The organism is Burkholderia sp. NRF60-BP8, assembly GCF_001522585.2.
Taxonomy (GTDB): Bacteria; Pseudomonadota; Gammaproteobacteria; order Burkholderiales; family Burkholderiaceae; genus Burkholderia.
In genome coordinates this window covers 2,141,049-2,153,486 of the sequence record NZ_CP013372.1, presented here as the reverse complement: position 1 = coordinate 2,153,486, position 12,438 = coordinate 2,141,049, and the positions used below count along the sequence as shown (strand labels likewise).

The 12,438-nt window shown below is 66.9% G+C and carries 10 protein-coding genes and 1 pseudogene; 9 read left to right on the top strand and 2 right to left on the bottom strand.

Annotated features, from left to right (window positions below):
• Positions 1-37 precede the first annotated feature (37 nt).
• The 5 genes from WS54_RS10005 (at position 38) to WS54_RS09985 (ending at position 5,222) form a co-directional block, all read left to right on the top strand.
• Positions 38-1,075 (top strand): ABC transporter permease, encoded by a 1,038-nt coding sequence (locus tag WS54_RS10005; protein ID WP_034204301.1) that lies wholly within the window; start codon positions 38-40, stop codon positions 1,073-1,075.
• 82 nt (positions 1,076-1,157) lie between these two features.
• The gene (locus WS54_RS10000) at positions 1,158-2,099 is read left to right on the top strand and encodes an ABC transporter substrate-binding protein (protein ID WP_059502372.1); all 942 of its coding nucleotides are present in this window, start codon (positions 1,158-1,160) and stop codon (positions 2,097-2,099) included.
• A 65-nt stretch (positions 2,100-2,164) separates the two neighbouring features.
• Complete coding sequence (locus WS54_RS09995; RefSeq protein ID WP_059786221.1) at positions 2,165-3,055, top strand: amidohydrolase family protein; 891 nt, start codon at positions 2,165-2,167, stop codon at positions 3,053-3,055.
• 67 nt (positions 3,056-3,122) lie between these two features.
• Complete coding sequence (locus WS54_RS09990; RefSeq protein ID WP_059786127.1) at positions 3,123-3,896, top strand: FadR/GntR family transcriptional regulator; 774 nt, start codon at positions 3,123-3,125, stop codon at positions 3,894-3,896.
• A gap of 180 nt (positions 3,897-4,076) precedes the next feature.
• Complete coding sequence (locus WS54_RS09985; protein WP_059786124.1) at positions 4,077-5,222, top strand: alpha-hydroxy acid oxidase; 1,146 nt, start codon at positions 4,077-4,079, stop codon at positions 5,220-5,222.
• A gap of 49 nt (positions 5,223-5,271) precedes the next feature.
• On the opposite strand, the gene WS54_RS09980 is transcribed toward WS54_RS09985, so the two are convergent.
• Positions 5,272-6,513 carry an NAD(P)/FAD-dependent oxidoreductase gene (locus tag WS54_RS09980; protein ID WP_059786121.1) on the bottom strand — a complete coding sequence of 414 codons (1,242 nt, stop codon included), beginning with the start codon at positions 6,511-6,513 and terminating at the stop codon, positions 5,272-5,274.
• Positions 6,514-6,631: 118 nt separating this feature from the next.
• Positions 6,632-6,796: pseudogene (locus WS54_RS34225) on the bottom strand (amidase family protein); the annotation flags it as partial.
• A gap of 580 nt (positions 6,797-7,376) precedes the next feature.
• Between WS54_RS34225 and WS54_RS09970 the strand changes: the two are divergent.
• From WS54_RS09970 to WS54_RS09955, 4 genes are all read left to right on the top strand, one after another.
• The gene (locus WS54_RS09970) at positions 7,377-8,084 is read left to right on the top strand and encodes a YfiR family protein (protein WP_034204306.1); all 708 of its coding nucleotides are present in this window, start codon (positions 7,377-7,379) and stop codon (positions 8,082-8,084) included.
• On the top strand, positions 8,081-9,349 hold the full coding sequence (locus tag WS54_RS09965; RefSeq protein ID WP_059786119.1) for a diguanylate cyclase domain-containing protein: 1,269 nt from the start codon (positions 8,081-8,083) through the stop codon (positions 9,347-9,349). The genes WS54_RS09970 and WS54_RS09965 overlap by 4 nt, the downstream gene beginning before the upstream one ends.
• An 86-nt stretch (positions 9,350-9,435) precedes the next feature.
• A complete protein-coding gene (locus tag WS54_RS09960) occupies positions 9,436-9,945 on the top strand; it encodes an OmpA family protein (RefSeq protein WP_034204308.1) in 510 nt (169 codons plus the stop codon).
• A 357-nt stretch (positions 9,946-10,302) separates the two neighbouring features.
• The gene (locus WS54_RS09955) at positions 10,303-12,423 is read left to right on the top strand and encodes a type VI secretion system Vgr family protein (protein WP_059786117.1); all 2,121 of its coding nucleotides are present in this window, start codon (positions 10,303-10,305) and stop codon (positions 12,421-12,423) included.
• Positions 12,424-12,438 lie beyond the last annotated feature (15 nt).

Sequence of the window (12,438 nt, the reverse complement as noted above, 5' to 3'; positions counted from 1 at the left end):
TTGCCTCGATTGTCCCGATTCAGACGCCTACCCGATCATGTCCAACGATACGCATCCCGTTCCGCCCCTTGCCACCGGCGACACGCCGGCCGCCGCATCGCGCCTGAAATCGCGCTTCTTCAACCCGGCCGCGCGGCAGAAGCTGCTCGCGTTCGCGAGCCTCGTGCTGCTGATCGTGTTCTTCAGCTTCGCGTCGTCGAACTTCCTCGAAGTCGACAACCTCGTGTCGATCCTGCAGGCGACCGCCGTGAACGGCGTGCTGGCCGTCGCCTGTACGTACGTGATCATCACGTCCGGCATCGATCTGTCGGTCGGCACGCTGATGACGTTCTGCGCGGTGATGGCCGGCGTCGTGCTGACGAAATGGGGGATGCCGCTGCCGCTCGGGATCCTGGCCGCGTTGTGCTTCGGCGCGCTGTCGGGCTGCGTGTCGGGCTTCGTGATCGCGAAGATGAAGGTGCCGCCGTTCATCGCGACGCTCGGCATGATGATGCTGCTCAAGGGGCTGTCGCTCGTGATCTCGGGCACGCGGCCGATCTACTTCAACGACACGCCGGGCTTCACGTCGATCGCGCAGGATTCGCTGATCGGCAGCCTGGTCCCCGCGCTGCCGATCCCGAACGCGGTGCTGATCCTGTTCCTCGTCGCGGTCGGCGCGTCGATCGTGCTGAACCGCACCATCTTCGGCCGCTACACGTTCGCGCTCGGCAGCAACGAGGAGGCGCTGCGGCTCTCCGGCGTGAACGTCGACGCATGGAAGATCGCGGTCTACACGTTCAGCGGCGCGGTGTGCGGGATCGCCGGCCTGCTGATCGCGTCGCGGCTGAACTCCGCGCAGCCGGCGCTCGGGCAGGGCTACGAGCTCGATGCGATCGCGGCCGTCGTGATCGGCGGCACGTCGCTGTCCGGCGGCGCGGGCAGCATCGTCGGCACCATCATCGGCGCGTTCATCATGAGCGTGCTGACCAACGGCCTGCGCATCATGTCGGTCGCGCAGGAATGGCAGACGGTCGTGACGGGCGTGATCATCATCCTCGCCGTCTACGTGGACATCCTGCGACGGCGCCGCCGCTGACGCAGACACGGACGCGAACACGCATGAGCTTCACCGCCGGCCGGGCCGGCATTTCAGTCGATACCAACCAAGGAGACGCGAAGTGATCAGGAGCAAGGTGTTGAACGCGATCGTCGGACTGACGTTCGCCGTCGGCGTCACGGCCGGCGCGCAGGCACAGGAAACCTATATCCCGCTGATCTCGAAGGGCTTTCAGCATCAGTTCTGGCAGGCCGTGAAATCGGGCGCGACGCAGGCCGCGAAGGACTACAAGGTGAAGGTGACGTTCGAAGGGCCCGAAACCGAAGCGATGGTCGACAAGCAGATCGACATGCTGTCGGCCGCGATCGCGAAGAAGCCGGCCGCGCTCGGCTTCGCGGCGCTCGACAGCAAGGCCGCGCTGCCGCTGCTGAAGAAGGCGCAGGCCGAGAAGATTCCGGTGATCGCATTCGACTCGGGGGTGGATAGCGACATTCCCGTGACGACGGCCGCGACCAACAACAAGGCGGCTGCCGCGCTCGCCGCCGACAAGCTCGCCGCGCTGATCGGCGACGAAGGGCAGGTGGCCGTGGTCGCGCACGACCAGACGAGCCGCACCGGCATCGACCGCCGCGACGGCTTTCTCGAACGGATGAAGTCGGCGCACCCGAAGGTGCAGGTCGTGACCGTGCAGTACGGCGAAGGCGATCAGCTGAAATCGACCGAAGTGACGAAGTCGATCCTGCAGGCGTATCCCAAGCTCAAGGGGCTGTTCGGCACCAACGAAGGCTCGGCGATCGGCGTGGTCAACGGCGTGCGCGAGATGAAGCGCAAGGTCGTGATCGTCGGCTACGATTCCGGCAAGCAGCAGAAGGACGCGATCCGCAGCGGGCTGATGGCCGGCGCGATCACGCAGAACCCGATCGGCATCGGCTACAAGACGGTCGAGGCGGCCGTGAAGGCGATCAAGGGCGAGAAGCTGCCGAAGGTCATCGATACCGGCTTCTACTGGTACGACAAGACCAATATCGACGATCCGAAGATCGCGGCGGTGCTGTACGACTGAACGTGGCGAATGGGCGGGCGACGATGGGGGCCGCCGCCGCCGCGACGATCGAACACGAGGGCATCATGGGCGCAGTGCGTATCGATTCGCATCAGCACTTCTGGCGTTACCGCGCGGCCGACTATCCGTGGATCGGCCCCGGCATGGGCGTGCTCGCACGCGACTACCTGCCCGACGCGCTGTGGCCGCAGATGCATGCGCAGGCGCTCGGCGCGTCGATCGCGGTGCAGGCGCGCGCCGGGCGCGACGAGACGGCGTTCCTGCTCGATCTGGCGCGCGACGATGCGCGCATCGCCGCAGTGGTCGGCTGGGAGGATCTCGGTGCGCCGGCGCTGGCCGACCGTGTCGCCGAGTGGCGCAGTCCGAAGCTGCGCGGTTTTCGTCATCAGGTGCAGGACGAAGCCGACGTCGGCGCGTTCGTCGCCGATCCCGGCTTCAATCGCGGCGTCGCGTGGCTGCAGGCGAACGGCTACGTGTACGACGTGCTCGTGTTCGAGCGCCAGTTGCCTGACGTGCGTGCGTTCTGCGCGCGGCACGACGCGCACTGGCTCGTGCTCGACCACGTCGGCAAGCCGGCGCTCGCCGAGTTCGAACGCGACGACACGGCGTTCGCGCGCTGGCGCGCGTCGCTGCGCGAACTCGGCGCGCTGCCGCACGTCGCGTGCAAGCTGTCGGGGCTCGTGACCGAAGCCGACTGGCGGCGCGGCCTGCGCGCGCAGGACATCCGGCACATCGAGCAGTGCCTCGACGCGGCGCTCGACGCGTTCGGCCCGCAGCGGCTGATGTTCGGATCGGACTGGCCCGTATGCCTGCTCGCGGCGTCGTACGACGAAGTGGCGTCGCTGGTCGAGCGCTGGGCCGAGTCGCGGCTGTCGGCGGCCGAACGCGGCGCGCTGTGGGGCGGCACGGCCGCGCGTTGCTACGCGGTGCCGGGCGATGTGAAGCGCGGCATATAAAATAGGCGCGAACGGTCCGACGATTCGTCGGGCCGTCCGGAACGAAACCGATTACCAGCGTCAACGTATGTCCATCCAGCCGATTCAGAACCGCCGCCTCTACCAGCAGATCGCCGACAAGCTCAGTGCGATGATCGAGTCGGGCGATTTCCCGCCGGGCAGCTATCTGCCGCCCGAGCGCGAACTCGCCGAACGGTTCGGCGTGTCGCGCACGTCGGTGCGCGAGGCGCTGATCGCGCTCGAAGTGAACGGGCTCGTCAGCGTGCGCGTCGGCGACGGCGTGAAGGTGCGCCAGCCCGAAGCGGCCGCCGCGCCCGAACCCGCGTCGGCGCCCGCTGCGACGGTAACGGTCGCGCCGTTCTCGATCGTCGAGATCGATCCGGAGCTCGGCATCGCGCTCGATCTCGACACGGAAATCCCGCCGTTCGCGCTGCTGCAGGCGCGCCGGCTGATCGAGCCGGAAGCGGCGTCGCTGGCCGCGCAGCACGGCTCGGACGCGCAGATCGAAGGCATTCACGAAGCGTTCCTGCGCAATCAGGACGACAACCGCAGCGGCTCGCTCACGCACCCGGGCGACCGGCTTTTCCATATCCGCATCGCGGAAGCGAGCGACAATCCGGCATATGCGCTGATGATCAAGCAGTTGCTCGCGCACAAGTACGATCCGATGTTCCAGCGGCTGCAGTCGCTGTACATGCCGAACGACATGCCGCACCGGTCGGAGCGCGAGCATCGCGCGATCCTCGACGCGATCCGCGCGCGCGACCCCGATGCCGCGCGCCGCGCGATGGCCGAGCATCTCGACGAAGTGATCCGCATCTTCGGCCGCGCGCTCGACTGAGTGCGCGCGTCGATTCCCTGCAGGTTCGGAAGCGGCGGACGCGACGCGCCCCCTTCCGGCTGCCGACGCGGCCTCCGTTCCGCACGAGGACGCCGGCCGCCGGGACCGAACGAACGCCGCGATGCGAGCGCCGCGCGCCGGCCCACCGGCACGCCGCTCGCGCCGAATGGAGTGTGACGAATGCGCGTGAACGATTGCCACAATTTCCACGACTTCCGCGAGCTGGCTCGGCGGCGGTTGCCGGGACCGATCTTCAATTACATCGACGGTGCGGCCGACGATGAAACCACGTATCGACGCAACACGAGCGCGTTCGAGAGTTGCGATCTGGTGCCGAACGTGTTGCGCGGCGTGCGCGATGTCGACCTGTCGGTGACGGTCATGGGGCAGAAGCTCGGCATGCCGGTTTATTGTTCGCCGACGGCGCTGCAACGCCTGTTTCATCATGACGGCGAGCGCGCGGTCGCCGCCGCGGCCGCGAAGTTCGACACGATGTTCGGGGTGTCGTCGCTCGGCACCGTGAGCCTGGAAGAAGCCCGTGCGATCAGCCAGGGCCCGCAGGTGTACCAGTTCTACTTTCACAAGGATCGCGGCCTCAACCGCGAGATGATGAACCGTTCGAGGCAGGCCGGCGTGAACGTGATGATGCTGACCGTGGACAGCATCACCGGCGGCAATCGCGAGCGCGACAAGCGCACGGGCTTCTCGATTCCGTTCCGGCTGACGCTCGCGGGGCTGACCGAGTTCGCGTTGAAGCCGGCCTGGGCATTCAACTATCTGACCCACGAGCGGTTCCGATTGCCGCAACTCGACCGGCATGTCGACATGGGCGGCGGCGCGATGTCGATCAGCCGCTACTTCACGGACATGCTCGATCCGTCGATGTCATGGGACGACGTCGCCGCGATGGTGCGAGAGTGGAACGGACAGTTTTGCCTGAAAGGCGTGATGTCGGTCGACGACGCGCACAGGGCGGTGGACATCGGCTGTACCGGCATCGTGTTGTCGAACCACGGCGGCCGGCAACTGGACGGTTCGCGCGCCGCGTTCGATCAGCTTGCCGAGATCGTCGACGCAGTGGGCGACCGGATCGACGTGATGATGGACGGCGGCGTGCAGCGGGGTTCGCACGTACTGAAAGCGCTGGCGCTGGGTGCGAAGGCGGTCGGCCTCGGGCGTTACTACCTGTTCCCGCTCGCCGCCGCAGGCCAGCCCGGCGTCGAGCGCGCGTTGCAGCTGATGCGGGCGGAGATCGAACGGGACATGCGGCTGATGGGCTGCGCGTCCGTTGCGCAGCTCGGGCGAAATCAGCTTCGCTTTCGCTGACGGCGGGTGCGGCGCCGTTCGGGCCCGCGCGCCGGCCGGTATCGCGCGCTCAGAAGCGATCCGCGCGATACGGCGCCGGATCGGTGAACGGCGCCTCGCCGGTCATCATCTCGGCCAGCAGCCGCCCGGTGACGGGGCCGAGCGTCAGCCCGTGATGGTTGTGCCCGAACGCGAACCACAGCCCGCGATGCGCGGGCGCGGGGCCGATCACCGGGCGCATGTCGGGCGTGCACGGCCGGAAGCCGAGCCACGGCTGCGGGTCGAGCCGCTCGCCGAACCCGAACACCGGCCGCGCGACGCGTTCCGCGCGCTCGAGCTGCACGCCCGTCGGCGGAAGCCCGCGCCGCGCGATCTCGACGCCCGTCGTCAGCCGCAGCCCGCGCCGCATCGGCGCGATCACGTAACCGTATTCGCGATCGACGATCGGCGCCGACGGCACGCCGCGCGCGGACGGCGCGTAGTGCATGTGATAGCCGCGTTTCTCGCGCAACGGGATCTTGTAGCCGAACTTGCCGAACACGGTATCGGACCACGGGCCGAGCGCGACGACGACGGCCGGCGCGGCCGCCGGGCCGTCGTCGGTCGTCACCTGCCAGCCGGGCGACAACGCGTCGAGGCTCGCGGCGTCGCCGGTCAGCAGCGTGCCGCCGCCTTGCACGAACAGTTGCGCATACGCTTTGACGAGCGCGGCCGGATCGACGACGCTTTTCGGGTCGAGCCAGTGCAGTGCGCCGCAAAAGCCCGGTGCGAGGCTCGGTTCGTGCGCGAGCAGCGCGGCCGCGTCGAGCGGCGTGATGCCGAGCCCGTGGCGGCGCGCGGTGAGGCCGGCCTCGGCCACGCCGCGTTCGAACGCCGCCGGCGTGCGGAACGCCTCCAGCCAGCCGCTCGCGCGGATCAGTTCGCCGGCGCCGGCCCGCGCGATCAGCGCGTCGTGTTCGACGATGCAGCGTTCGATCAGCGGCAGCATGTCGCGCGAGGCCGCCGCGTGGCGCAGCGGCGCCGATTCCCACCAGAACCGTGCGAGCCACGGCGCGAACGCGGGCAGCGACGCACTGTGCCAGTAGAGGTCGGTCGAGCGGTTCAGCGCATAGCGCATCAGCGTGAACGGGCTGCGCGGGAACGGATACGGTTCGACCGACGAGCGCTCGATCAGCCCCGCATTGCCGAAGCTCGTGCCTTCGCCGGGCGCGCCGCGATCGACGAGGGCAACCTTGCGGCCGCGATCCTGCAGGTGCAGCGCGGCGGAGACGCCGACGATGCCGGCGCCGAGAACGATGACGTCGAAATCCATCGATGGTGAGTGACGGTTGGCGGGGCGCCTGCCCGCGGTACGGTGCGCGCGCCCGGGTTGGAGAGTGTTCGAGCTGCAAGCATACTCGCGGCGGCGCGCGGCACCAAGGGGCGCGTCGCTAGCGGGGCAGGTCGCGCCACGCGGCCGAAAGCCGACGCGCGGCGTCGAAGCACACCGCGTCGCCGCCGGGCGCACCGATCAACTGCACGCCGACCGGCAGTTCGCCCGATGCGAAGCACGGCGCGCTGACGACCGGCAGTCCGGCGAATGAGATCGGCTCGGTCTGTCGCGACGCCGGTGATCGCGAATGCGGGTGTTCAAGTTGGCGGGGAGGCGGCTAGGGGAGACGTCGGCTGATTTGTCGGCGGTGGGTGGCTCAGAGGTATCGCGGTTGTTCGCGCAACCGAACGCGAGAATGCATTCGCGTCCGGTGCGTGGGCAGATCGTGTGACAACGGCTATCTGCAGTCGAGCGTCAGCATTGCGATGCCGTGATTCGTCAATCGACTGTGCAGTTTGTCGAGCCGACCGTGGAGGTAGTTGCAGACGGCGGCCCCATGCACTGGAAAACGTTCTGACTCACCAAGTAAGACCATATGAATTTTGAGGCAGCCCCGCATCCAATCCGCTGATCGATCCTGAGGCGTTGGCACTGAACCAACGATGGATGCCACACTCGCCCAAATCACCGAAACAGCCCCAATTCCCCATACTTCCCACGATTTCTCCCGGGTGTATCCCACTGGTTGTCCACGCGACTTTCTACCTAAGATGAAGGAATCGTGCGCGTTAATTCGGTACCTGCACGCGCATGGAGGGAGGCAGTAGGCAGCGTCGGGACCGACGCCAGCGGATGTTCCCGTCATGGATGCGAAAGTGAGCGCGTCCGCTGCCGGTTTTGCGACTGCAGCGGCGCCAACGGGCGCGGCGGCAATGGCCGCGCGGACGGCGTCCGGCCGCCTTGGCCGAATCGCTTCGCTGCGCCACGCGTTTCTCGCAATCGTTTGCGTTCTGAGTGCTGCTCCCGCCGTGCTAGCCGGGGTTCCCGCCGATGCCGACGATACGCCCGACACCGTGCGCATCGCCGCCGCCGCGAGCCCCGCCGATTCCCGCGATCCCGCCATTTCGTCACACGACACGGCCGTGCGTCAGGTCGTGCTCGGCATCATCAGCTTCACGCGCTGGCCGACGACCCCCGTTCGCCTGCATTTGTGCGTGACGGGCCGGCCCGACTACGCACGCGGTCTGACCGACACGCTGCAGGCAGGCTCGACGCTGCTCGACGTGCAGCGCGTGCGCTTCGACGATCCCGCGCTCGGCATGGTCTGCGACGTCGTCTATCTCGGCACCCTGAGCGAAGACGAGAAAACACGGGTGAGGGCAGCAGTGGCCGGCCATCCTGTCCTGACGATCTCGGAGCACGATCCGTCGTGCACCGCAGGCGGCATGTTCTGTCTCAACGTCGACGGCGAACGCGTGTCGTTCGACATCAATCTCGACGCCGTCGCGCGCAGCGGCGTGCGCGTGCATCCGAACGTCCTCAATCTCGCACGACGGCCGGTGACGCCATGACACGGTCCGCACCTTCCGTTTCCGCTTCGCGCCCGCCGCGCCCGACGCTGCAAAGCGTGTTGCGCCGCGCGCACCTGCGTCTCGCGTTCGTCGCCGTGACGATGGCCGCGGTGTCGTTGATCGTCGTCGCCGTGATCGCGTTGCGAGCCTATGCCGGCAACAACCTGAACCTGCTGGCGCGCTCGCTCGGCTATACGGTCGAGGCGGCACTCGTGTTCGGCGATCGCATCGCGGCGAACGAAGCGATCGGGATGATCGCCGGCGAGGAGGACGTCGCGCAGGTAGTCGTCACCGACAGCAAGGGACAGCTGTTCGCGACGTGGCAGTTGCCGGCCGGAAACGGGATCGTGCGGCTCGAGCGCGCCGTCGCCGACGTGGCGCTGCCTGGGCCGGTTACCGCCCCGGTGATGCATGACGGCATCATCGTCGGCCACGTCGTCGTGCGCGGCCGCGGGCACCAGTTCTTCGGCTTCCTGCTCGGCGGCGTCGGCGGCATTCTCGGCTGCCTCGCCTTCAGCGTGTTCGGTGCGTACGTCAGCTCGAAGCGCTTGCTGCACAACATCGTTTCGCCGCTGCGCGCGCTGGCTGGCGTTGCGCACGCGGTGCGGCGCGAGCGTGCGTTCGGGCGGCGCGTCGAGCCCGCGGCGATCGCCGAACTCAATCAGCTCGGCGACGACTTCAACGCGCTGCTCGACGAATTCGAAGACTGGCAGAACACGCTGCGCGACGAGAACGCGTCGCTCGAGCACAAGGCGACGCACGATGCACTCACGGGGTTGCCCAATCGCGTGCAGTTCGAATCGCGCCTCGCGCTTGCGCTTTGCGATGCCACGTTGACGGGGCAGCGAGTCGCCGTTCTTTATCTCGACTGCGACCGCTTCAAGGAGATCAACGATTGTCTCGGCCACGACGCCGGCGACGCGGTGCTGATCGGCATCGCGTCGCGGCTGCGCACGCGGGTGCGCGAGGCCGATCTCGTCGCGCGCCTGGGCGGCGACGAATTTGCGGTGATGCTGGCGTCGGTGCCCGAGGCGGGTAGCGTGGGCCGGATCGCCGACGAGATTTTGTCCGGCATGGCGCCGTCGATCGAGCTGTCCGACGGCCGCGTGGTGGCCACCATGATGAGTGCCGGCATTGCGCTGTATCCCGATCACGCGTCGGACGCGAGCGGCTTGCTGCGGGCGGCGGATATCGCGATGTACCGCGCCAAGCGCGCGCGGCCGGGATCGTGGCGGTTGGCGGAGAGCGTTGCAGGGCCGGTGTGACGTTGATCGACTCGCGCTGCGGGCGAGGCCGCAGCGGCGGTTAAAAGAAGCGCTTGCAGAGCGGGCGCGATAGAAGGGGATGCGAAATGAACCACTCGTTTCCTTTGAGCATGGGGCGGATGTGCGTCGGGAGTGCGCTGCTGCTGGGCATGCTGCTGGGGGGCTGCAAGACGCCGCCGCTTCATCGCGGGCTGACGCAGACGCAGGTCACGGCGCTGAAGTCGGCCGGGTTCCAGGAGACCGGGCAGGGGTTCGAGTTCGGTTCGACCGGGCCGATCCTGTTCGATTTCGATCGGTACAACCTCAAGCCGGATGTGCGGCGGATCGTCGAACGGATCGGTCGGACGTTGCAGTCGGCGGGGATCAACGGGGTGCGGGTTTATGGATACTCGGACGATGAAGGGGAGGCGGCTTACGATTTGGAGTTGTCGAGACGGCGGGCCGAAGTCGTTGCTGTCGAACTGGTCGACGTCGGACTCGATGCGAAGCGGATCGCGATCGTCGGGAAAGGGAAGCGCGATCCGGTAGGGGACAACAAGACGCCGGCAGGGCGGGCGCAGAATCGGCGGGCGGCGATCGTGGTTTCGCCGCGGTGAGGAAGGTGCGCCGCGATATCGATTGCACACCTGCCGACCAGTAGGCTGTCTAGTATGGTTGCTCAAACACTGCCGCCGGAATGTCCTGGAGCGGTCAGTTCGTTTCAACTGTTTCCTGCCATTGTCACGCAGACGCCTGAGGATGCAGTGTCACGGTTTTCATTGCAGGCCGTCGCGCTGCGTCGGCGCGGCGTGCCGCCTCCGGGGCCCAGCCGGTGGTCTCTTTTTCGGATTTTCAGGGCTCGAACGAAAACGTTTGCGGACGTCTTTCAAGCAGTCGGGTTTTACCCTACATTATCGGGGCTGCGGGCCGGCGAGCCGGCTCATGGAACCTGAGATCACACGCAAGGAACAAGAATGAGTTTCGCTCCGAACGGGGGTATTCCCAGTGGATTGGGCGGCAGTGCGCTCGGCTCGTTGAGCGCGCTCGGGGGCCTCGCCGGCCCGGTGGCGTCGAGTGTGGCCGGCAGCCTCGGGCCGCTCGCCGGCCTGGCCGGGCACGTCGACACCGTGCAGCGCGCGATGCAACTCGCGCAGACCGGCTTCTCGCTGATGGACAAGACGCCCGGCGCGATTGCCGAGGCGATCAACGGCGCTGCCAACCCGGCACGCCTGACCCAGCTCAACCGCTATGTGACGCTCGACACGCCGCTCGGCCCGGATGTGCTGCTGGTCAGCGCGGCCGTCGTCGACGAGCACGTGAACCGGTTGCCGGAAATCCACCTCGACCTGCTGTCGCATCGCCACGATCTGCGCCCGGAGGATCTGATCGGCCAGCAGGTCAAGATCCGCTTCGACCAGCAGGCGCGCCTGTCGACGCTCGAACGCGTCGTGGCGTCGGGCACCGGCGACAACGACCGCTATTTCGACGGCTACGTCGCGTCGTTCGACCGCGCCGGCAACCCCGGGAACGTCACGCAATACCACCTGACGGCCGTGCCGTGGCTCTGGTTCCTGACACGCTCGACCGACTGCCGGATCTTCCAGAACAAGACCGCGCAGGACATCCTCACCGAGATCTTCCAGGAACACGGTTTTTCCGATTTCGTGTTCGACATCCGGACGAGCCAGAAGCCGCTCGAGTACGTCGTGATGTACCAGGAGAGCTACTACAACTTCTGCGCGCGGCTGATGGAGCAGGAGGGGCTCGTGTGGACGCACCGCTACGAGAAGGACAAGCACTTTCTCGTGATCGGCGACACGAACCTGCTGTTCCGCCCGATCGAGGGGCTCGCCACCGTGCCGTTCGCCGCGACCGAGGCCAGCGAAGGCGGCGGCATCGACCAGTTGCACGAAGGCCGGCGTTTCGGCGTCGGCAAGGTCACGTTCCGCGACTTCAATTACCAGAATCCGTCGTCGCCGCTGATGCTGGTGGAGGCCGGGCCGCAAAACCTCAAGCATGCGCGGCTCGATGCGACCGAGCGGTTCGAGCACCAGTCGCTGTACGACCACGGCGACGACGGCAACCGCTACGCGCGTTACGCGATGGAGGCCGAGGAGGCGCAAGCCCATCGTTATACCGGCGGCGGTTATGCGTGGCGCATGACGACGGCGGGCACCGTGACCGTCGCGAACCACCCCGTCCTCGAAAACAACCAGGAGTACGTGATTCTGCACGTGCGTCACGAGGCCGTGAACGACTATACGCAGCACAGTGCGAAGCTGCCGTACCGCAACAGCTTCTCGCTGCTGCCGAAGAAGATCCCGTACCGCGCGCCGCGCGCGACGCCGAAGCCGGTGATTCACGGCACGCAGTCGGCGATCGTCGTCGGGCCGAAGGGCGAGGAAATCTATACGAACGGCAGCGCGGTGAAGGTGCATTTCCCGTGGGACCGGCGCGGCAAGAAGGACGGCTCCGATTCGATGTGGGTGCGCGTGTCGCAACCGTGGGCGGGCGACGGCTGGGGCGCGGCCGCGATTCCGCGGATCAAGCAGGAAGTGCTGGTGGCGTTCAATCAGGGCGATCCGGATAACCCGGTGATCGTCGGCCGCGTGTTCAACGGCGAGCAGGGCAACCCGTATCACGGCGCGGCCGGCCAGACGATGGGGATCAAGAGCCAGACGCACAAGGGGCAGGGGTCGAACGAGTTGCTGATGAGCGACGTCAATGGTGCACAGATGTTCTACATGCATGCGCAGAAAGACATGCATACCGTTGTCGAGGACGCGCAATGGACTCAAGTTCTCAAAGGCGACCGGACCGTCGAGGTCGGCAAGGGCAACCATACGACGGCTGTCGCGGTTGGCAACCTGTCGGACGTTGTCGTGCAAGGTAATACGCTGCATCAGACTCCGCAGGGTGTGCACACACTGGAAGCCAAGGAACTCTGGATCAAGATCGGCGGCGACGGCGGCACGCGTATCCACATGACGGCGGACTCGATCGATATCTACAAGGGCGAGTCGGTGATCCACCTGGACGACAGCAACATCAATATCCAGGCTGCTCGAACCGACATCAATCCGAAGAACGGCTAACACCAATAAGGATAA